We start from the raw sequence: 21,350 nt of genomic DNA on the forward strand, positions 1-21,350 counted from the left end.
GCCAAGACATAAACCTTCAGCATGGCGAGCGCGCAACGGGAACTGACGGCGACGCCCTTTGACGTATTCAGCGCCCATTGCCCTATTTTTACCAATCCCAATAATTGGATCCATTGGTTTAGGTGTTTCTTATATGCAATTGCCCCATTCTTCTCACGACAGATGAGGAAGCACGCTGGCTGTGGCTGGCGGATCAATCCTGCGCTTGTGTTGATCGCAACACATTTGGCGGCTGTAGGGTTCACGGACGTAAGGGGGCACCATGCGTGCTAGCATCAAACTAAAACTGACACTGGCATTCGGCTTCGTCATCGCCATGCTGTCCGCAATCGCGGCCTTGGGCGTGATGGCTTTGGGCGATCTCAGCGCGAGGCTGGAGACCGTGCTGGAAGAGCCGGCGGCACGCCTGCAACTGGCGCAGACAATTGACATCGAGCAACTCGAGCAGGTGCGAAACCAGAAGGTCATGCTGCTATCGACGTCGATTGAAGATGTGCGTCAAGCAATCGCAGCGATCGACCATCATCGCCAGCTGCATGACGATGCGTTTGATAAAGTCCTCGGACTGGCCAATGGTGAAGAGCGGGCGATCTTTGAGAAGCTGCACCAGTTGGAAGAGGTCTACCGCCGCCAGGATGACAAGATCCGTGATCTGATGCTGGGCGGCGATCAGGTTGCAGCCCTCTCATTGTCGACGACCGAAAACAAGGCGACGCTGGGCGAGATCGATGCCGTGATCGATGAGATCGTGAATCTTGAGGGCCGCAGGCTCGAGGACGCAAAACACGCCGCCCATGCGAGTTACGTGGAAACGCGCACCCTGATGCTCACCATCGCCGGTATCGTGATGCTGGCGGCGACGGTTTCGGCGCTTCTGATCGGACGCTCGATCAACCGCGGGATCGGCAGTGCGGTCAGCGCCGTTCAGAACGTCTCCGAGGGAGACCTGACCCGTCTGGCGGAGATCCGAACAAAGGACGAAATCGGCGAGCTTCTGGGTTACGTCAACACGATGATCGAACGCCTGCGTGGTGTCGTGGGAGATGCGCTTACCGCGTCAGACAATGTGTCCTCCGGCAGCCAGGAACTGTCCGCCAGTTCCGAACAGCTGAGCCAGGGTGCCACCGAACAGGCTGCCGCCACGGAGCAGGCCTCTGCCTCGATGGAAGAAATGGCCGCCAATATCAAGTCGACAGCCGAAAACGCGGCACAGACAGAAAAGATTGCCCGTCAATCCTCGCGTGACGCGGAAACCTCTGGCAAGGCGGTGATAAAGGCGGTCACGGCCATGCGCACGATCGCCGAAAAGATTTCGATCGTGCAGGAAATCGCTCGTCAGACCGATCTGCTGGCTTTGAACGCCGCGGTTGAGGCAGCGCGTGCCGGCGAGCACGGCAAGGGGTTTGCGGTCGTGGCCTCCGAAGTGCGAAAGCTGGCCGAGCGCAGCCAGGCGGCGGCAGCCGAGATCTCCGCCCTGTCCGGCACCACCGTCCAGGTCGCGACGGAGGCCGGCGAAATGCTGAATCGCTTGGTGCCGGATATTCAGAAGACGGCCGAGCTGGTGTCCGAGATCACCGCTGCCTGTCGCGAGCAGGATATCGGCGCGAGCCAGATCAACGAGGCAATCCAGCAGCTCGATCAGGTGACGCAGCAGAATGCATCGGCGTCGGAAGAGATGTCGGCGACGTCCGAAGAACTCGCCGCCCAGGCGGAAGAACTGCAGGCCTCCATCGCCTTCTTCCGCGTCGAGCGCACGAAGCCTTCGGCACCCAAGGCCGGCAAGGCACAATCCGCAAAAACGCCCGTCAAGAAGCCGATGCCTGCGAAAATGCAGGCGCCCTCCCGCCCTGCCGCCCGCAGTGTGGCGCAACAACAGGCACGGGCGCAGGGTTTTGTTCTCGACATGTCGATGGGTGGGCCCGACGACGAAGATCAGGACTTCAAACAAAGTGCCTGAAGGCGCTGTGGTAACGTCTACGCACTAAGCAGACGCTCACCGAGCCCCCGCCGGGGGCTCGGTCGATGTCTTTTTCAGATCAGCTTTTCAAGCGTGACAGGCAGATCGCGCACCCGTTTGCCGGTGGCATGAAACACGGCATTGGCAATGGCCGGGGCAACGCCGACAATGCCGACTTCACCAACGCCCTTGCCACCGAGAGCCGAAGCACGAAGATCGGGCACCCCGACGGAGATCACCTGGATGTCCGGAATATCGGCATTGGTCGGCACCAGGTAGTCGCCGAGGTTGTTGTTCATCGTGCGGCCGTTGCGGGGGTCGACGACCCCCTCCTCCAGCAGCGCCTGCCCAATGCCCATGATGATGCCGCCGCGCCATTGGCTTTCGACGAGACGCGGATTGTAGAGCCGCCCGCAATCGAACGCGGAGACCATGCGCGAGACCCGCACCGTGCCGAAATCTTCGTCCACCTCCACCTCGGCGAAATGCGCGCACCAACTGTGCATCGAGTAGTCGCCCATGGTGGGACCCTGCACCCTCGACATGTTGCCCCAGCTCTTCTGCTGGTCCTCGGGCGAGACACCGTCCGGCAGCGTGTTGCGTCGGACCTCGACATGGTCCCGTCCGAGGCTGGCCAGCAATTCAGGCAAACTCATCGTCGGACTGTCATTGCGCGGCAAGGATAGACGACCGTCCTGAATGGTGAGCGTATTGGCACCGGTGTCCCGAAAGGGCGAACCGGAGGCGCCGAGCGCCAGGCCGATCAATTCGTCGCGCGCAGCGAGCGCGGCCTTATGAACGGCCCCCGTGATGGAGCCGGCCAGCATCGAGCCCCCGGCAATCGCAGCGCCTGGCAGCCGTGAATCGCCGAGCACGACATCGACCTGCCCCACGGGCACGCCGAGCGCCTCGGAGGCCGTCTGGGCGAGGATGGTATAGGTCCCCTGCCCCATGTCGATCGAGCCGGACACCACTTCGACGCGGCCGTTCGAGAGAATGCGGATCATCGCCTCGCTCGGCGCCTGGATCACCGGGAATGTCCCGCAGCCGATGCCCCAGCCGACAAGTTTACGCCCCTTGCGCATGGAGCGCGGCGCCGGGCTGCGTTTCGACCAGCCGAAGGCTTCGGCGCCTTCAGTCAAGGCTTCCCGCAACTGGCGCGTCGACCACGGCTTGCCGGACTGGTAGTCGTGATCCGCATAGTTCTTCAGCCTGAGTTCCAGCGGATCCATGTTCAGCTGATAGGCGAGTTCCTCCATCGCACATTCGATGCCGAAGGCGCTGGGATTCTTTCCCGGTCCCCGCAGTGCACCGGGACTGACCGTGTTGACCGGCACCACCCGCGACTCCGATGAGAAGTTTTCCACCTTGTAGAGGATCGGCGTCGCCGCACCCGTCTGCTCCGGAACATCCGCATAGACGGAGGTTTCGCTTGCACCGCGTTGAATGATGGCCTGCAGGATGCCGTCCTGCGTCGCACCAAGCTTGATTGTCTGGCGCGTGGCGGCACGCCCGCCATAACTGGTAAAGTTCTGCGGCCGGGTCACCGCCAGCCGCACCGGGCGGCCGAGCTTGCGGGAAGCGGCAGCCGCCACGGCACCATAGGCCAGCGGTTGTCCCTTGGAGCCGAAACCGCCGCCGATGAAAGGGGAAATGATCCGGACGTTCTCGCTCGGCAGCGAAAACCACTCCGCATACATGCGGGCCATGCCATGCGACCACTGGCTGGGCTCCCAAAGGATCAGTTGATCGTCTTCCCACTTTGCCGTCAGGCCGTGCGGTTCCATGGCGCAGTGATATTCGCGCGGCGTGCGATACTCGGCCTCGATCTGGACGGGTGCTGCGGCAAGAGCTGCCTCGGCATCCCCCCAGCCGACGCTCAAGTGCTGAAGAAGCTTGCCTTCACCGGCTTTCGGATCATCGAGATCGGCAACGCCTGGCTGTTCCTCATAGGTCACGCTGACGAGGCGCGCTGCTTCCGCCGCCTGTTCACGCGTTTCCGCCACCACAGCGGCAATCGACTGGCCGTTGAACTGCACCTCCCGTGGCAGCGGATGGTAGGGCAGGTCTTCCGGCGGGTTGCCGCCCCAGTCACCCGAGAGGCGAAGGCCCAGATCATCCTCCGGCGTCAGCACCATCAGCACGCCCGGCGCGGCCAGTGCGCGTGCGGTATCGACGTTCAACACACGACCGGCTGCAATCGTGCTTTGGACGAGCACCGCGTGCGCCAGCTCGTCCGTTGGGTATTCCAGTGCGTAGGTTGCGCCACCCGTTACCTTCAACTGGCCTTCGATACGGGCAAGGCGCCCGCCGACGGCGCCATCGGCGGAATTGCCGTGTTTGCGGGGTTCCATGATCGTCATGCGGGTTCTCCCAGGTCTTGCGCAAGGTGCGGTGCAAGTGTTGTGGCGACGGTCTGAATGGCGCGCGCCACGACGCGCGGCAGGAGCTCGATCTTGTAGCGATTGCCGCCATGCGCGACGGCGCCGTCTACGGAATGGCCAACCGCCTGCCGGAGACCTTCGGCGGTGAGCGGCTTCCCGACCAAGGCCTGCTCCACCGCCCTTGCCCGCCACGGCTTGGTGGCGACACCGCCGACCGCCACGCGAACATCCTTCATCGTGCGGCCGTCCGGTTCGAATTCCAGGCCGACGGCGGCACTCGCCGCCGCAAATTCATAGGACTGGCGGTCACGGACCTTGAGATAGAGCGAGTTCTTTGCGGCAGGAGAAGCCGGGACGGCGATGCCCGTAATCATCTCGCCTTGCTCCAGAACCGTCTCCCGGTCCGGTCGGTCCTCCGGCAGGAGGAAGAACGTGTCGATCGGGATGGTACGCCGATCCGTCTCGACCACCGCGTCGAAGGCGACGAGGGCAACGGCCAGATCGCCGTGATAGGTTGCGATGCAGTGCTCGCTCGTTCCGAGAACCGCATGGTTGCGCGTCACGCCGCCGATCGCGGCACAGCCTGATCCCGGATTGCGCTTGTTGCAGTTCGGGAAGGTCACGGGATCACGGAAATACGGACAGCGCGTCCGCTGCAGAAGGTTTCCGCCAATGGTTGCCATATTGCGCAACTGGGCGGAGGCGGCGAGCGCCAATGACTGCGATAGTGCCGGACAGAGCGCCGAGAGGCCGGCATGATCCGCAACCGCGCTCATTTTTGCAAGCGTCCCGATGCGGGCGCCCGAAGCATCAACGCTGATGGTGTCCAGGCCTTGCAGACTGAGGATATCGACGACGGTCTGCGGCGTTTCCACGCCGCATTTTGCCAGGTCGAGCAGCGTCGTGCCGCCTGCCAGGATGCGTCCACCCTCGGCAGCGGCCTGCTGGCTGGCGTCGGCCAGGGAGGTGGCGCGTGAATAGGAGAAATCAAGCATCGGCCATCTCCGCGGCTTGCCGCACGGCGGCGACGATGTTGTTGTAGGCCCCGCAGCGACAGAGGTTGCCGGACATGTATTCGCGGATCTCTTCGTCTGAGCCTGCATGTCCTTCGCGAATGCAGGCCACCGCGGACATGATCTGGCCCGGCGTGCAGTAACCGCACTGGAAGGCATCGTTTTCCATGAAGGCAGCCTGAACCGGATGCAGCTCGCCGGCCTCCGGCGCAAGCCCTTCGATCGTGGTGATGACGTGGCCTTCCGCCTGAGCCGCCAGCATCAGGCAGGACAGCACACGTTTGCCATCGACATGGCAGGTGCAGGCCCCGCATTGGCCCTGATCGCACCCCTTCTTGGTGCCCGTCAGGCCGACATGGTCGCGTAGCGCATCCAGCAGTGTGACGCGAGGCTCGACCTCGACGTCATATCGTCGATCGTTGATGTCCAGCGACAGTGTTATGGTCCGTGTCATGATAAGCTCCTGCTTGTCGTCACGAATGCAATAATCTTTGGGGCGGGTGGGCTGGCCGGAACGCGGCCAGCGCCTAGGTGAAGATGAGCAAGGGCAACCGTCCAATTCGGCATGACATCCGGCCCCCTCATGGCTTAAGGAGTGTGAGGTGCCCCACATAAGCGGAGGCGCCTCCGTTTAACCTAATGGCTTGTGCATGTTCGTCAAGCCCTTGTGTGCTGGAGCGTTGGAATTGGCCTCACCCGAGCCGGAAAAAGCACCGCGTCTGCGGGCCGATGCGCGGCGCAACCGCGACCGGCTGATCCAGGCGGCGGCGGAGGCCTTCGCAGAACGCGGCGCCGGAGCATCTCTGGAAGACATTGCCAAACGTGCCGGCGTCGGCATCGGCACGCTCTACCGGCATTTTCCGACACGCGAACATTTGGTCGAGGTGGTCTATCGGCGCGAACTGGAACTGCTTGCCGAAGCAGCCGAGCACTTGGCCGCGGAAAAGGCACCGGACGAGGCCCTGGAAGACTGGATGTACCGTTTCGTCAATTACATGGCGACGAAACGCGGCATGGCGAACAGCCTGAAATTGCTGATCGTCTCCAATGCGGCACTCTTTTCGGATGGGTCCGCGCTGCTGCGAGGCGCCTTCGCCGCCCTGATCGCCAAGGCGATCAAGGCCGGCACGATCCGTTCCGACGTCGAGACGGAAGATGTTCTGCACGCGCTCTCCAGCATCTATTCCATTCCGGACACACCACAATGGCGCGAACGCGCCAACCGGCTGATCGGGCTTCTCATGGACGGTCTGCGTCACCGACGCCCACCATCGGCCTAATCCTCCACCCTCTACAGGATCTGCTCGAAGGCGATCACGTTCAGCATGGCCTCCTGCGCCTCGTCCTCGTGCGCCCGTTCGATGGCTACGACCAGATCGCGGTGCAGGGACAGGAAGGGCAGAAGGTCGGCATCCTGCGGCTGGTTGACCGGTTTCAGGTAGGCAAAGGCATGCGACAGTTCGATCACGCCGTTCAAGCCGCGGATGAACGGGTTTCGCGACGCCTCGGCAATGATGCGGTGAAGCTCGAAATCCGCAACGCAGAAATTGCTCGCCTGATCGAGCGACATCTCCATCTGCTGGATCCAGTAGCGCATCAGGCGCACCTGCTCGGGGCTGCGGCGGCTCGCGGCATGGGCGGCACCCAGCGGTTCCAATGAGCGGCGCACCTCGCCGAGCCCCGTCAGGAATTCCCGGTCCGGCGGCGCCGTTAGATGCCAGGCAAGCACCTGCGGATCATAAAGGTTCCAGCGGCTTTTCTTGGCCACCTTGGTGCCAACCTTCGGGCGTGCTTCCAGAAGCCCCTTGGCCTCCAGCGTCTTCAGCGCCTCCCTCAAAACGGTCCGCGAAACTCCGAACTCATCCATCAGCGCGGCATCGTTGGGAAGCGTACTGCCAATCGGAAAATGGCCGGAGATAACCCCGGCCCCGATTTCATGGATGACACGCGACTGGAAATTGCGTGCCACCGTTCGCTCGGTCAGGGAGCGAAGAAGGCTCCCCGGCTCGATCATGCAGGGGCTCGCTTCATCCGTTTCCCGCGTCCTTGGGCAGAAAACACGAGCTTCTGCAGCAGGATGAACATGAACAGCAGGAGGCCGATCGCAATCTTGGTCCACCAGCTCGACAGGGTTCCGTCAAACACGATGTAGGTCTGGACCAATCCTTGCAACATCACGCCGATGAGTGTCCCGAAAATAAAGCCATAACCGCCGGTCAGCAGCGTCCCGCCGATCACCACCGCGGCGATCGCATCAAGCTCCATGCCGACCGCCGCCAGCGGATAACCGGAGGAGGTGTAGAGCGAATAAACGATGCCTGCAAGGCCGCCCAGGAAGGACGCGAGCGCATAGATGCCGATCGTTGTCCGCGCCACGGGAACCCCCATGAGAGCCGCCGACGTGGGGTTGCCGCCGAGTGCATACACGTAGGATCCGAAGCGGGTCTTGTGGGCGATGATGCCGCCGATAAGGAAGACGAAGAGCATCAGAAGCCCGATCGCGCTCAGTCGCCCGCCGCCCGGAAGCCGGTAATAGAGCCCGGAGATGGCGCGGTAGACATCATGGTCGATCGGGATCGAATCCTGCGTCAGGATCGAGGCGAGGCCACGCGCCATGAACATGCCGGCCAGCGTCACGATGAAGGGCGGCACGCGCAGGAAGTGGATCGCCGCCCCCATGCAGGCCCCGAAGGCGGCCGAGATGGTGAGCACAATCACGAAGGCCGCCATCGGGTGGATGCCCAGTTTGGAGACAAGCACTGCCACCAGAACGCCTGCCAGGCCGACAACCGCGCCGACCGAGAGATCGATGCCGCCCGAGATGATGACGAAGGTGGCGCCCACGGCGGCAATGCCGAGAAAGGCATTGTCTGTCAGGAAATTGCCGAGCACACGGGTGGACCACATGCTGGGATACTGGCTGATGCAGATGGCGTAGGCGATGATGAAGATGATCGTGGTGGCGGCGAGAGGTCTGTAGCGCGGGTTCATCTTACTTGCCCCTCGATGTCATGCGGCCAAAGCGGCGCGATACCACCTCGGCAACCCTGTCGGACTGCATGACGAGGATCAGGATGATGACGCTGGCCTTGACGATCAGGTTGAATTCCGGGGGAAGCCCCGAGACGAGGATGCCGGTGTTCATGGCCTGGATGATGACGGCTCCCAGCACCGACATGGGGATCGAGAAGCGTCCGCCCATCAGCGAAGTGCCACCGATGACGACGGCCAGGATCGCGTCCAGCTCCAGCCACAGGCCGGCATTGTTGGCATCCGCGCCACGAATATCGGCAGCCGCAATGACACCGGCGACCGCAGCACAGCAGCCGCCGAAGGCATAGAGGCCCAGAATGACCGTGCGGGAGCGAAGGCCGGTATAGTTGGCGGCGGACAGATTGGTGCCGATCGCCTCGACGAAGAGGCCGATGGCGGTGCGCCGCATCACCAGATGGGCGGCGATCATCAGGACCAGCGCAATCACGGCGGGCATCGGCAGGCCGAGCACCGAACCCGTACCGACGAAGATGAGGGCGGGATCGGAAAAGGTGACGATCGAGCCTTCGGTGATCAACTGCGCCACGCCACGCCCGGCCACCATGAGCACCAGAGTCGCGACGAAGGGCTGAATGCCGAGGAAGGCGACGAGCGAACCGTTCCACAGGCCGCAGGCGAGCCCGACCAGAAGCGCCGCGACCAGCGTGACGATCAGCGGCTGACCGGCGACGGCAGACGTGGCGGCGACCGCACCGGCAACCGCCATGACGGCGCCGACGGAGAGATCAACGCCGCGCGTGGCGATGATGGCCGTCATGCCGATCGCAAGGATCGCGACCGGCGCGCCGCGATTGATGACATCGATCAGGCTGCCGAACAGCCGCCCGTCCTGCCAGGTAACATTGAAGAAGCCCGGAAAAACCATCCAGTTCAGTGCCAGGATGAAGGCCAGCGCCAAAAGCTGTGGCTTGGCGAAGTCGCTGAGGTTCAGGCGTTTCATGCGTGCACCTCCGCCACCGGCTCGCCCGCCTGTCCGGCGATGCTCTGGACAATCTTCGACGGCGTGATATCGGCGCCCTCCAATTCGGCGACCAGCGCCCGGTCGCGCATCACCACGACGCGCGAGGAATAGCTGACGATCTCGTCCAGTTCAGAGGAAATGACGACGAGGGCAAGCCCGTCCTCGCGCAGGCGGCTGATCATGCGGACGATTTCCGCATGGGCGCCGACATCGATACCGCGTGTCGGCTCGTCGAGGATGAGGAAGCGCGGATCGGTCGCCAGCCAGCGGGCGAGGATCACCTTCTGCTGGTTACCGCCTGACAGAAGCTTGACGGGCAGATCGGCCGAGGCTGTGCGGATGTCGAGCGCCTCGATGAAGTTGCCGGCAATTTCCATCTGTTCGTCGCGGTTGAGCGCCTTGAACCAGCCGAGCCGTGCCTGCATGGCAATGACGATGTTTTCGCGCACGGAAAGCTCGCCAAAAATGCCGTCGGCCTTGCGATCCTCGGGGCAGAAGCCGAAACCGAGATCCACCGCCTCGCGGGCGGAGCGCACCACCCGCTCTTCGCCATCGATATGCAGCGCGCCGCTATCGGCGATGTCGATGCCGAACATCAGGCGCGCCATCTCCGTGCGGCCCGATCCGAGGAGGCCGGCGACGCCGACGACTTCGCCCTTTCGGATTTCGAGGTCGATCGGCTGCACCTTGCCGGTCAGCCCCAGTTGGCGCACCGTCATCAGGGTCTCGCCGCCTTCGGCCTGCCCTTCCACCGGTGTATGGTGATGCTGAACCAGATCCTTGCCCAGCATCATGCGCACAAGGCTCGTCCGATCCAGGCTGTCGATGGTTTCCGTGCCAATCAGGGAGCCGTTGCGCAGGACCGTGACGCGATCCGAAAGCTCGAAGACCTGATCGAGGAAATGGGTGATGAAGACGATGGCAAGGCCGCGCGCCTTCAGGGATCGTATGATCTGAAAGAGTTTGTCCACCTCGTGGCGGTCGAGGCTGGCGGTCGGCTCGTCGAGGATCAGCACCTTGCCGGACAGTTCGACGGCACGAGCAATGGCAACGATCTGCTGAACGGCGACGGAATAGGTCGAAAGCTCGGCGTGGACATCGATATCGAGGCCGTAGCGGGACAGAACCTCGCGTGCCATCTCGGCGGTCGCCCGGCTATTGACAAGGCCGGCGGTCGTCGGCTGGCGCCCGATGAACAGATTGTCGCTCACCGTCATGTTCGGCAGGAGGTTGACCTCCTGATACACCGTCCCGATGCCAAGCGACTGGGCCTGCTGCGGCGTTGTGAAGGAAACAGGCTGCCCCTCGAGGTGTATCGTGCCACCATCCGGGATATAGGCACCGGTGACGATCTTGATGAGGGTTGATTTGCCGGCGCCGTTCTCGCCCAGAAGCGCATGCACTTCCCCGCGCCGGAAACTGATGTCGACACCCTTCAGCGCCGCATGATTGCCGAACGTCTTGATGATGCCCCTGGCTTCGAGCACCACCTCATTGTCTGTTGTCATTGTTTTTCACGCCCACCCGTCATGCATCTTCAGGTTTGCCAAAGGCCAACCGAAATTGGAAGACGGGACCGCCCGAGCGGTCCCGTCCGATGCCGTGGCTCAGTAGCCGAGGCCCTTGCGGCGCTCGTATTCACCCTTCGGATCGTCCTTGGGGGTGTAGAGCTTCGACTCGGTGACGATGAACTTTTCCGGCTGCTTGCCGCTCTTCAGGTAGGCGTCCAGCGCGTCGAAGGCCGGGCCTGCCATGTTGGGGGTCAGCTCGACGGTGGCGTTGGCCTCACCCTTCATCATCGCGGCAAAGATATCCGGAACCGCGTCGATGGAGACGACGAGGATATCCGTGCCCGGCTTCAGGCCGGCATCCTTGATCGCCTGGATGGCGCCGACAGCCATGTCATCATTGTGGGCATACATGGCGCAGATGTTCTTGCCGCCATTTTCCGCCTTCAGGAAGCCTTCCATGACTTCCTTGCCCTTCGAGCGGGTGAAGTCACCGGTCTGGCTGCGCACGATGCTGATGTTCTTGCTGGAGGCGATCGCTTCCTCAAAGCCCTTCTTGCGGTTGATCGCCGGCGTGGAGCCAACGGTCCCCTGAAGTTCGACCACGCGGCAATCCTTGGAGCCGACGGTCTTGGCCAGCCATTCGCCGGCAACGCGGCCTTCCTTCACCTGATCGGATGCAACCGATGTGAGGTAAAGGTCCTGGGGCGCGTCAACACCGCGGTCGAGCAGCACGACCGGGATCTTGGCTTCCTTGGCTTCCTTCAGCACCTCTTCCCAGCCGGTCGCAACCACCGGAGCGACGAGGATGGCATCAACGCCCTGGGCGATGAAACCGCGCAGTGCCTTGATCTGGTTTTCCTGCTTCTGCTGCGCATCGGCAAACTTCAGCGTCACGCCGCGCTTTTCAGCTTCCTGCTTGGTGACCGAGGTTTCGGCGGCGCGCCAACCGGATTCCGAGCCGATCTGCGAAAAGCCGACCGTCAGATTGGCAGCGGATGCTGCAGTGCAGCACAATGCGATCATGCTTGCGCTCAGCGCAAGCTTGCGTACGATATTCATGATGTCCTCCCTGAAAAGACGCCGCCTCCACGGCGTCTGCGAATAGTACTACTATTGCGTCAGGCGGTTGTAAAGTCAAAAAGTACGATTATATTTTGTGCATTGCAGCATAAAGGAATGACACAAATGGAGGACGCAGGCGCCCGGAACGGCCCGCGCCCTTCCGCAAAAGCTTAGCGGATAACGCCGCAGGCCAGACGCTGTCCGGCATCTCCCGACGGCTGGCTCTTGTAGTCATCCCGCTTCGCATGCACCATCAGCGCGCGACCGATGACACCCGTCTCGTTCTTGTCCAGCGAGATCATCGGATTGTGGATTTCCGTCCGCAGGACGCCATCCGTCCCGACATACTGATTCGGCATATCGCCCGCATGCGGACCATCGGCCGACTGATAGCCATGTGCCTTCGAACCAGGGTTGAAATGACCACCCGCCGATTCATGCTGGGTCGAGGCATCGCATTCGCCGGTTTCATGCACGTGGACAGCCACCCATTGCTCGGCCGGCAAGCCGCTGATCTCCATCCGGATGAGCACGCCGCCAGCCGCAGCCGCGGTCAGTTCCGCCGTGCCGGCCTGCTCGCCCTTCGCATCGACGAACTTCGCCGAGGACGGAGCGGTGTCCTGTCCCAAGGCAGTACCTCCCGACATCAGAGCGAACATGGCCGCCGCCGTTATGATTTTGCTTTTCATCGATCGTCTCCTCTCTTGACGAGAGGGGAACTTCAGCCGGCAGGCACTGTTCCAGGCACACGCAGAAGGATCGATCACAACATGTCGCGATCGATTGAAGACGCGGCTCGCGAAAAGAGCCCCGGCGAAGCCGGAGCCCTATTCCATCCTCAATCTGTCGTCCGAGCATATCGCTTCAGTTTGCCTGATCCTTCGGCTCCGCCATGCGGCGGTGGGCCGCCGCCAGGACGCCGGATGGCGTGACATTGGCGAGCGTCGATTGCAGCTTGTTTTTCCAGCCGGTCACCACGTCGCCTTCGCCATCCATCATCGCCTCATAGCCGAGACGTGCCACCATGGCCGGATCATCCTTCTTCATCTGGCCGATCGAGGTGTTTTCCAGGTCCGCCCGATCGAAGAACTCAGTATCGGTCGGACCGGGCATGAGACAGGTGACCGTCACACCGGTCCCCTTGAGCTCGTCCCGAATGGCCAGCGAGAAGCTGTTGATGAACGCCTTGGTGGCGTTGTAGACCGCCTGGAAGCTTCCCGGCATAAAACCTGCGATGGAGCCGGTCAGCAGGATCTTCCCCTCACCGCGGTTGCGCATCTGGTTGCCGATCGCATGAACCAGCATGATCGTGCCAGAGACATTGGTATCCACCACACGCTGCGCCCGTTGCAGATCCTCGTCCAGAAATGCCTCGCCCAGACCCCGACCGGTATTGGCCATCAGCAGATCGACCGGCCTCTGGAGGGATTGTATGGCCGCTACGAGACGCCGCACGCCCTCCGGCGTCGCGAGATCGACTTCGATCGGGTGCACCGCGCAACCGAACTCCTTCAACTGTGCGGCTGCCCGTTGAATGTCGTTTTCGTCGGCGGCGATGACGAGGTCATAACCATCCTGTGCGGCACGTTTGGCGAGTTCGTAACCGATTCCTGTCGAGGCCCCCGTCACGACAGCAAGCCCCTTGCCTGTCTGCGTGTCCATTGGTGTTTCTCCTGATCAGGGTTTCAGCACGACCTTGATGCAACCGTCCTGTTTGTCCCGAAAGGTCTTGTAGAGGGCCGGACCATCTTCCAGCGTACCGCGATGGGTGATGACGAAGGACGGGTCGATATCCCCGTTGACGATGCGATCCATCAGGAGCGGCAGGTATCGCTGCACCGGCGTCTGGGCCATCCGGAAGGTCAGCCCGCGATTGACGGCGGAACCCATCGGCATCTTGTCGAGGAAACCACCATAGACGCCGACGATCGAGACGGTTCCGAAATTGCGGCAGCAGTGGATCGCTTGGCGCAGCACGTGCGGCCGGTCAGTGCCGAGATAGGCGGCGACCTTGATGCGGTCCCAGCGCGAATCCCAGCTGGCGGATGCATCCGCTTCGGTGCCGACCGCGTCGATGCAGGCATCGGCGCCGCGCCCGCCGGTCAGCTCCATGATCTCCTCGTAGATATCGTCTTCGAGGAAATCGAGCGTCAGCGCGCCGGAGGCCTCCGCCAGGCGCAGACGCTCCGGAACCGCATCGATTGCAATCACCCGTTCCGCGCCAAGCATGAATGCGGATTTGATCGCCATCTGGCCGACCGGACCGCATCCCCAGATCGCGATCGTATCGCCCGGCTGGATGTTGCAGAAGTCAGCGGCCATATAGCCGGTCGGAAAGATGTCCGAGAGGAACAGGACCTGTTCGTCCGTCAGACCTTCCGGAACCTTGATCGGCCCCACATTCGCATAGGGAACGCGCAGATATTCAGCTTGGCCGCCGGCATAGCCGCCCAGCAGGTGCGAATAACCGAACAGGCCGGCGGGCGAGTTGCCCCACATCTTCGATACCTTGGCCGCATCGGGATTGGAGCGCTCGCAGCCGGAGAAGAAACCGCGCTGGCAGAAGAAACACTCGCCGCAGGAGATGGTGAAGGGCACAACGACGCGGTCCCCCACTTTGAGCTTGGAGTTCTCCCGTCCGACCTCCACCACTTCGCCCATGGTTTCATGGCCCATCACGTCGCACTTGTGCATGTCCGGCATTACGCCGTCATACAGGTGGAGATCGGAGCCACAGATGGCGCAGGCGGTGACACGAATGATGGCGTCACGGCCGTCTTCTATCTTCGGCTCGGGCACGCTTTCACAGCGGATATCGTGCTTTCCATGCCAGGTCAGTGCTTTCACGCGCTCTCTCCATCGTTTCAAGACTGGAGACAGCCGAACAGGTCACGCCCCGTAATGTTCCGGTGGGGCGTTGAATGCTAAGAGCCTGTCACAAAGCGAAGCCCGAGTTCCGTCAAGGTCCGGCGTGCGACCTCGCAGTCGAACCGCGCGCCGTCATCCAGCACCAGGACCAAGGCATCCGGAACGGAATGCGCGTTCTCGATCGTGACGCGGGCGCCTGTCTTGGACATGTCGCGGACGACGACATTGATCGTGCTGTGGCCATTGTTGAAGACGATCCTGGCCCCCTTCAGCATGCGCCGCCGCGGAGCGGGTGAAGAGATTTCGTCCATGGTAATCCTCATGCGTACACTTCCGCAGCGAGCACTTGATGCTGCACCGCACTGCAGCCTAGGTATTCACAGCTTCGTGATCTATGGATCAGAGGCTGCATCGGGAGATGCCCTCCCTTCTCGCGCGATATTTCGGCCTATTCGCAGCGGTTGGCTCTTGAAACCTGAAGCATCTGCTGCACATAGCCCGAAAATCTAAAGATCTAAGGTGAGCAGAGAGACCGTTTCGCGTGGATTTGCAGAGCATATCGAGGAAGCCCGCGGTTCTCGTCCTGGAAGACGACATGCTGCTGGCGATGGACATGGAAGACCATCTCACCGACCTTGGATACCATGTCGAAGGACCGTTTAGCCGCGTGGACCAGACCCTCCACGCCATTCCCTCTCTCAACATCATTGGCGCCGTGGTCGATCTCAACCTCAACGGGGAGTTCTCGTTCCCCGTGATCGAGGCGCTGCACCTTCGCCAGATCCCGGTGATCGTGTGCAGCGGCTATGCTGAACTGCCCGGCCTCAAGGCAAGGCTATCGGGCATCCCGCTGATCGCCAAGCCATGGAACCCCGACAAACTGGCACAGCTAGTGTCGGACGTTTTCGAGCCGGTCCGGCGCAAAGTTGGCTGAGTGATTTTGGTCGTCAGCATCATCGGCCACGTGAAGTGGAAAGACGATCTCGCACGTCAGCCCATCCCGCCCGTAGGCGAGCTTTGCTTCGCCTAAAAGCTCATAGCCGATCATGCGCTGAATGAGCGTCGTACCGAAACCGGTGGTTTCAGGCTCATGAACCGGTGGGCCACCGGCCTCTCTCCAGATCAGCCTCACGGTCTCGTTCTCACCGGTCGACTTGCTCCATGACACGCAAACCTTGCCGTCGTCGCAACTGAGCGAACCATACTTGATCGCGTTGGTCGCCAACTCGTTGATGACCATGCTGATGGCGAGCGCCGCCTTCGGGTCGAGATCGATGCGGGGACCTGGCTTGATCTCAATACGCTCGACGCGCCGGACATAGGCCGCGACCGTGCGCTGGATGACATCCTCGAGCCTCGCTTCCCGCCAGTTGGTCTCAAACAGCAGGGCATGCGCATCGGCCATGGCCCGAAGACGCCCCATCAGGTTTTCGACATACTCGTCCACGGTGGCGCTGTTCTTTGCCGTGCGGCGCACGATCGACATCACCATCGCCATCGTGTTCTTCACCCGGTGGCTGAGTTCGCGCACCAGAAGTTCTCTGTGCTGATCTGACCGGCGTCGTTCTGCCTTTTCAAAGGCTTCCGCCAAAGCCCGCTCCACGGCAGCCGGCAGGCGGATGAGCCGCTGCTTCAGAATGTAATCGGTCGCACCACGGCGGAAGCTTTCGATGGCCGCCTCCTCACCCAGCACGCCGGAGACGAAGATGAAGGGCGTCTGGGGCAGCTTTTCCCGCGCCATGTCGAGCGCGGTCATGCCGTCGAAATCGGGCAAGGAGAAATCCGCCAGGATGACGTCGAACTCGCCGTCCGACAGCGCGGTCACGTAATCGGCTTTGTTGACGGCGCGCCGGATATCCGGCTGAGGCTGCAACTGCTCGAGATGTTCGCGGATCAGTTCAGCGTCGAGGCTGCTATCTTCCAGAAGGAGGATACGCGGCGAGACTGGGCGGCGTTGATTAGTTTTTGGCATTGCTGGAAATTCCCGGAGGCGGCTCGTTCAACAGGGCCCAGAACACGCCCAGATCTTGTATCGCCTGAAAAAAGGCGCTGAATTCGACCGGCTTCACGACAAACGCGTTGACACCCAGCTCATAGCTGCGAACGAGATCCTGCTCCTCTCGCGACGAGGTCAACATCACGATCGGGATATGCTTGAGCGAGTCGTCCTTTTTCACCCGTTCCAGCACTTCCAGCCCGTCCACCTTCGGCAGCTTCAGGTCAAGGAGTACGACGGCCGGATCGCGCTGCGGCCTGTTGTGGAAGGCCCCGGAACTGGTGAGATAATCCAGTGCTTCCGCCCCATCCCGCGCCACCACGATCTCGTTGGCGAGTTGACATTTCTCTAGGGCAGCAAGCGTGAGTTCCAGATCGCGAGGGCTGTCCTCCACGAGCAGGATTGGTCTCAAGTCAGGCAAGCGCGCGCTCCTTTCTCTCCGGTCCCGGCAAGGCAAAGGTGAACGATGCGCCGCTATCGATCTCGCCCACCGCCTTGATGCTCCCATTGTGACGCTCAATGATGCGCCGTGCCAGTGCCAGTCCGATGCCGGTTCCATCGAAGTCCTCCGCCCTTTGCAGGCGCTGGAAAACCCCGAACAATTTTCCGACATAGGCCATATCGAAGCCGACGCCGTTGTCACGCACGTTATAGATGAAGATGTCGTCCATGACATGGCCATCAATGGTGATCTTTGCCGGATTGCGGGGCCGGGTATATTTCACCGCATTGTCGATCAGGTTGAACCAGACCTGGCGGATGAGCGTCGCATCGCCCCAGGCGTCCGGCAGCTTGGCAATCGACCATTCGATATTCCGGTCCAGCGCGGACAGGCGGACCGACTTGACCACCTCCGCCACCAGCTTGTTCATATCGACCGGCTTTTTGGTCACCGATGCCCGGCCAAGCTGGGAGAAGTTCAACAGATCATCGACCAGCTTGCCCGCCGAGAGCGCGGCCTCGGAGATCGTCTGCAGATAGTGCTGTGATTTCGGATCAAGCTCCGTTTCCCTTTCCCGCAGCAACTGGGCAAAGCCGACGATATGACGGAAGGGGGCCCGCAGGTCGTGCGAGACGGAATAGGAAAAGGCTTCGAGCTCCTTGTTGGAGCGCTGCAGTTCGGTGGAAAGCTGCGCCAGCTCTTCCGCCTTGCGCAGGACGATGCCGACGATTGCCGCCCGGAGATCCTGTGCTGCGACCTCTTCGGTTGCAAGCCAGGGCGCCGCCTGCCGGCGAACCAGTTCCTTCCAGGCGTCGAACGACTGTCGGGGATGAATGCGCCCGCTTTCCCGGATCACCTTGTGCGGGTTGCCGCCCCAGGTGACGGTCCTGACCAGTTCGGGTCGGAACCAGATCAGCCAGCTGTTGTGAACCTTCGAGATGCTGACCGCGAGAACACCGCTGGCAACGCCTGCAATGTCGTCCACCCCATCCATCTCGCTGCTGAGCGATTCCGTCGCGAAATGGCTTTCACCCTCCCGTTTTGACAGCCACTCAACGATGTTCATGACGGAATGCTCATCGGGCACCGACCCGATGCAGCGAACCCGCCCATCGATCACCACGGCAGCACCCGCCGCATGCACCTGAGCCAGAAGCGCCTCCGATGCGCCGAGCAGCCCGTCCACCCAGTCGGGCGTCGACGTCATCGCCGCCAGAAGATGGCTTGTGTTCACGGCCAACGCCGCACGGGTTGCAGCGTCTTCGGCTCGCACAAGCGCGGAAATCCGCATCGCCAGCGACTGGGCGACAAAATCGCAGATTTCGCGCGTCGCATGCGAGATCAGATGCGGCTCGGCGCTATGGCAGGCGATCAGGCCCCAAAACGCTCCATCGACGATGATGGAGACCGACATGGACGCGAACGTCCCCATATTGCGCATGTATTCGAGATGCACCGGTGACACGCTGCGCAATTGCGACAGGCTGAGATCGAGCGGCGCCGAATCCGGTTCGTCCACGGACAGGATCGGGACCGGCACATAGGTCGCATTCGGGATGATCCGCAGTCGGTTGACGGAATAAAGCGCCCTGGCCTGAGCCGGGATGTCGCCGCTCGGAAAGCGAAGATCGAGATAGACAGGCAGACGTCCGCCATTCGATTCCGCCACCACATGGCCGTTCCAATCGGGATCGAAGCGATAGACGAGAACGCGGTCGAACTGAGTCAACTGCCGGACGAACTCGGCTGCCGCAGCCAGCGACTTTGGAATATCGGCCTGTGTACCCAGACGATGCGTGAAGCTCCGAAGCGTGCCAAACACTTCATCGACCGGACGGATCTCGGTCCGCTCGACCTCCACGACGACCCGCTCTCCACGCCGATGGGCGACCAGGCTGAGCTGCTCGGACGTGAGGACGGCCTGGTAGAACGGTTCATCGGTGACGAACCATTGGGACATCGGCTCCAGATGGGCGGCGACCTCACCTGAAGGGACCCGACCAAGTTCGACGGTCTCTCCGAGGTAGTCCGCCACATTCTGGCTTGCCTGAACGACCACGCCATCCGTTGACCTGATCACAAAGAGCGCCCCATGCGGCTGGATCGCACCGGGAATGTGAATGGGTTCCCGAGCGCAGAGGTCAAGATCCTGATTGTTCGGCTGCAATAATCGTCTCCGCTGGCAAGACGAGCGCTTCTTACGAAAAAAAACTCTTGGAAAACCGTGCCTTAGTCGTCCAAGCGTTGATAGTCGGAGGGGAAAATAGGTGCGAGAGCCAAAATGTAAACCGGCGCGCACAAAATCCTGGTCACAAAAGCGCGAAACCGGGACGAAGCCCGGTTTCGGGTGCGCAGGATCAAAAGTCGTCCCACCTCGCGGACTGGGCGGCAAGGGCGGCGTTGCCGCGGATAGGCAGCGGGGCATGCCGTCTCGTGCCGGCGGCTATGCCTGTTGGCCCGGCCCGGCCTGACCTTCCGACGTTTCGTGGAGCAGTGCCCGCCGCCGTCGCACCCAAGTTGAACGCAGAGACAAGCGCGATCAACTGCGAGGCTTCCTGAGCCAGCGAATGGCTCGCCGCATTGCTCTCCTCGACCATGGCCGCGTTGCGCTGGGTGCCTTGGTCTATCGTGTTGACCGCCTGGTTGATCTCGTTGATGCTCATGGATTGCTCACGCGAGGCTTCGACGATTGCCGCCACGTTGTTGCTGATGTCCTGAACCTGGGCAACGATCTCCTGCAGCGATCCGCCCGTCTCGCCGACCAGGCTTACACCCTGCTTCACCTGTGTAGCAGAGGTCGTGATCAGACTTTCGATTTCCTTGGCAGCTTTTGCCGAGCGCTGGGCAAGCTCACGCACCTCCTGCGCAACCACGGCAAAGCCCTTGCCAGCCTCTCCGGCGCGCGCAGCCTCGACACCGGCATTCAGCGCCAGAAGATTGGTTTGGAAGGCAATTTCGTCGATCACGCCGATGATCGATGAAATCTCGTTGGACGACGGATCAATTGCGCTCATGGCAATGATGGCCTCGCGCACAATCTCGCCGGAGCGTTCAGCATTGGCGCGAGTTCGCCGGACGAGGTCGCCCGCATCGGTAGCTCGGCGGCTGGAATCGGACACCGTCGTCGTAATCTGCTCAAGAGCCGCCGCCGTTTCTTCAACGGAAGCCGCCTGTTGCTCCGTCCTCTTCGACAGGTCGTCGGCTGCCGCCCTCACTTGGCTCGCCTCCGCAGCAATCAGATCCGCACTGCTGGCGACCGATCCGAGCGCCGATCTCAACTTTTCGGCCGCGTGATTGAAGTCATCTCGCAGCGTATCCAGTGCAGGGATGAACTTCTCCTTGATTTCGCCCGTCAGATCGCCCGCCGCCATCTTCTTCAGGTTATCGCCAAGTGTGTTGACGTTCCGGACACGATCGGTCACGTCCGTTGCGAATTTGACGATCTTGAACACATTGCCGTTCAGGTCGAGGATCGGATTATAGGAGGCCTGTATGAAGATGGGCCTTCCGCCCTGCCCAAACCGCTGAAATTCGCCTGCGGCAAACTCGCCGGACCGAAGCCTGTCCCAGAGATCCTTATAATCGGCGGTTTGCACATACGCCGGGTCACAAAAGATGGAATGGTGGCGTCCGACAATGTCCTCCAGCCGATACCCCATGGCATCCAGAAAGTTTGCGTTTGCTGTCAGAATCTCGCCGCTCGGCTTGAACTCGATGATGGCCTGGGCACGAGAGAGCGCGTGGATCTTGCCCGCATAATCCGCTGCTTCCAGACGGATGGCGGTGATATCGGTTGCTAACTTGACAACCTTATAGACGCGTCCGTTCCTGATGATGGGATTATATGAGGCCTCGATCCAGATCTCGCGGCCGCCCTTGGCGATGCGTTTATATTGCCGCCTGTCGAATTCGCCACGCATAAGCTTCGCCCAGAAAAGCTTGTAATCCTCGCTCATCGCCTCTTCCGGCGGAACGAACATACGGTGATGCTGCCCAATGATTTCTTCGCGGCGGTAGCCGAGCGTCGAACAGAAATTTTCATTGGCCGTCAGGACGCGCCCGGAGGGGTCGAACTCGATGGTCGCAAAGGAGCGGTTCATCG

19 protein-coding genes are annotated in these 21,350 nt (G+C 61.6%); 3 read left to right on the forward strand and 16 right to left on the reverse strand.

Going from position 1 to position 21,350, the window contains the following annotated elements:
* Positions 1 to 262 precede the first annotated feature (262 nt).
* Positions 263 to 1,957 carry a methyl-accepting chemotaxis protein gene (locus G6N78_RS19545; protein ID WP_165222782.1) on the forward strand — a complete coding sequence of 565 codons (1,695 nt, stop codon included), beginning with the start codon at positions 263 to 265 and terminating at the stop codon, positions 1,955 to 1,957.
* Positions 1,958 to 2,031: 74 nt separating this feature from the next.
* On the opposite strand, the gene G6N78_RS19550 is transcribed toward G6N78_RS19545, so the two are convergent.
* The 3 genes from G6N78_RS19550 to G6N78_RS19560 are packed head-to-tail and all read right to left on the reverse strand — an operon-like array spanning position 2,032 to position 5,808.
* Positions 2,032 to 4,320 (reverse strand): xanthine dehydrogenase family protein molybdopterin-binding subunit, encoded by a 2,289-nt coding sequence (locus tag G6N78_RS19550; protein WP_165222785.1) that lies wholly within the window; start codon positions 4,318 to 4,320, stop codon positions 2,032 to 2,034.
* Positions 4,317 to 5,336: an FAD binding domain-containing protein gene (locus G6N78_RS19555; RefSeq protein WP_165222788.1), complete on the reverse strand. Its 1,020-nt coding sequence runs from the start codon at positions 5,334 to 5,336 to the stop codon at positions 4,317 to 4,319. The genes G6N78_RS19550 and G6N78_RS19555 overlap by 4 nt, the downstream gene beginning before the upstream one ends.
* The gene (locus tag G6N78_RS19560) at positions 5,329 to 5,808 is read right to left on the reverse strand and encodes a (2Fe-2S)-binding protein (RefSeq protein ID WP_165222791.1); all 480 of its coding nucleotides are present in this window, start codon (positions 5,806 to 5,808) and stop codon (positions 5,329 to 5,331) included. Before G6N78_RS19560 ends, G6N78_RS19555 begins: the two co-directional genes overlap by 8 nt.
* Before the next feature lie 196 nt (positions 5,809 to 6,004).
* On the opposite strand from G6N78_RS19560, the gene G6N78_RS19565 reads away from it, so the two are divergent.
* Positions 6,005 to 6,634: a TetR/AcrR family transcriptional regulator gene (locus G6N78_RS19565; RefSeq protein WP_165222794.1), complete on the forward strand. Its 630-nt coding sequence runs from the start codon at positions 6,005 to 6,007 to the stop codon at positions 6,632 to 6,634.
* 11 nt (positions 6,635 to 6,645) lie between these two features.
* Here G6N78_RS19565 and G6N78_RS19570 read toward each other — a convergent pair whose 3' ends face one another.
* The 9 genes from G6N78_RS19570 to G6N78_RS19610 all read right to left on the reverse strand — a co-directional run bounded on the left by G6N78_RS19570 (position 6,646) and on the right by G6N78_RS19610 (position 15,133).
* Positions 6,646 to 7,368 carry a FadR/GntR family transcriptional regulator gene (locus G6N78_RS19570; protein WP_165222797.1) on the reverse strand — a complete coding sequence of 241 codons (723 nt, stop codon included), beginning with the start codon at positions 7,366 to 7,368 and terminating at the stop codon, positions 6,646 to 6,648.
* On the reverse strand, positions 7,365 to 8,345 hold the full coding sequence (yjfF, locus tag G6N78_RS19575; protein WP_165222800.1) for a galactofuranose ABC transporter, permease protein YjfF: 981 nt from the start codon (positions 8,343 to 8,345) through the stop codon (positions 7,365 to 7,367). The genes G6N78_RS19570 and yjfF overlap by 4 nt, the downstream gene beginning before the upstream one ends.
* A 1-nt stretch (position 8,346) precedes the next feature.
* The gene (locus G6N78_RS19580; protein WP_165222803.1) at positions 8,347 to 9,348 is read right to left on the reverse strand and encodes an ABC transporter permease; all 1,002 of its coding nucleotides are present in this window, start codon (positions 9,346 to 9,348) and stop codon (positions 8,347 to 8,349) included.
* Complete coding sequence (locus tag G6N78_RS19585) at positions 9,345 to 10,877, reverse strand: sugar ABC transporter ATP-binding protein (protein WP_165222805.1); 1,533 nt, start codon at positions 10,875 to 10,877, stop codon at positions 9,345 to 9,347. The genes G6N78_RS19580 and G6N78_RS19585 overlap by 4 nt, the downstream gene beginning before the upstream one ends.
* Positions 10,878 to 10,976: 99 nt before the next feature.
* Entirely contained in the window at positions 10,977 to 11,903 is a 927-nt protein-coding gene (gene ytfQ, locus G6N78_RS19590; protein ID WP_370691553.1) for a galactofuranose ABC transporter, galactofuranose-binding protein YtfQ, read from the reverse strand.
* A 209-nt stretch (positions 11,904 to 12,112) separates the two neighbouring features.
* The gene (locus G6N78_RS19595; protein WP_165222811.1) at positions 12,113 to 12,631 is read right to left on the reverse strand and encodes a superoxide dismutase family protein; all 519 of its coding nucleotides are present in this window, start codon (positions 12,629 to 12,631) and stop codon (positions 12,113 to 12,115) included.
* A gap of 175 nt (positions 12,632 to 12,806) precedes the next feature.
* Positions 12,807 to 13,604 carry an SDR family NAD(P)-dependent oxidoreductase gene (locus tag G6N78_RS19600; protein ID WP_165222814.1) on the reverse strand — a complete coding sequence of 266 codons (798 nt, stop codon included), beginning with the start codon at positions 13,602 to 13,604 and terminating at the stop codon, positions 12,807 to 12,809.
* Between the two features lie 15 nt (positions 13,605 to 13,619).
* Positions 13,620 to 14,789, reverse strand: coding sequence for a zinc-dependent alcohol dehydrogenase (locus G6N78_RS19605; protein WP_165222817.1), 1,170 nt, complete (start codon positions 14,787 to 14,789; stop codon positions 13,620 to 13,622).
* Positions 14,790 to 14,866: 77 nt separating this feature from the next.
* The gene (locus G6N78_RS19610) at positions 14,867 to 15,133 is read right to left on the reverse strand and encodes a PilZ domain-containing protein (protein WP_165222820.1); all 267 of its coding nucleotides are present in this window, start codon (positions 15,131 to 15,133) and stop codon (positions 14,867 to 14,869) included.
* A 272-nt stretch (positions 15,134 to 15,405) separates the two neighbouring features.
* On the opposite strand from G6N78_RS19610, the gene G6N78_RS19615 reads away from it, so the two are divergent.
* Positions 15,406 to 15,744, forward strand: coding sequence for a response regulator (locus G6N78_RS19615; RefSeq protein ID WP_165222823.1), 339 nt, complete (start codon positions 15,406 to 15,408; stop codon positions 15,742 to 15,744).
* Here the strand turns inward: G6N78_RS19615 and G6N78_RS19620 are convergent.
* The 4 genes from G6N78_RS19620 to G6N78_RS19635 all read right to left on the reverse strand — a co-directional run bounded on the left by G6N78_RS19620 (position 15,700) and on the right by G6N78_RS19635 (position 21,348).
* Entirely contained in the window at positions 15,700 to 16,782 is a 1,083-nt protein-coding gene (locus tag G6N78_RS19620) for a sensor histidine kinase (protein ID WP_165222825.1), read from the reverse strand. The genes G6N78_RS19615 and G6N78_RS19620 overlap by 45 nt on opposite strands.
* Entirely contained in the window at positions 16,769 to 17,227 is a 459-nt protein-coding gene (locus G6N78_RS19625) for a response regulator (RefSeq protein WP_206531677.1), read from the reverse strand. The genes G6N78_RS19620 and G6N78_RS19625 overlap by 14 nt, the downstream gene beginning before the upstream one ends.
* Positions 17,220 to 19,415, reverse strand: a complete 2,196-nt coding sequence (locus G6N78_RS19630) for an ATP-binding protein (RefSeq protein WP_234906049.1) — start codon at positions 19,413 to 19,415, stop codon at positions 17,220 to 17,222. The genes G6N78_RS19625 and G6N78_RS19630 overlap by 8 nt, the downstream gene beginning before the upstream one ends.
* 190 nt (positions 19,416 to 19,605) lie before the next feature.
* The gene (locus tag G6N78_RS19635; RefSeq protein ID WP_165225247.1) at positions 19,606 to 21,348 is read right to left on the reverse strand and encodes a methyl-accepting chemotaxis protein; all 1,743 of its coding nucleotides are present in this window, start codon (positions 21,346 to 21,348) and stop codon (positions 19,606 to 19,608) included.
* Positions 21,349 to 21,350 lie beyond the last annotated feature (2 nt).

It is taken from the genome of Allorhizobium pseudoryzae (genome assembly GCF_011046245.1).
GTDB classification, from domain to species: Bacteria; Pseudomonadota; Alphaproteobacteria; order Rhizobiales; family Rhizobiaceae; genus Neorhizobium; species Neorhizobium pseudoryzae.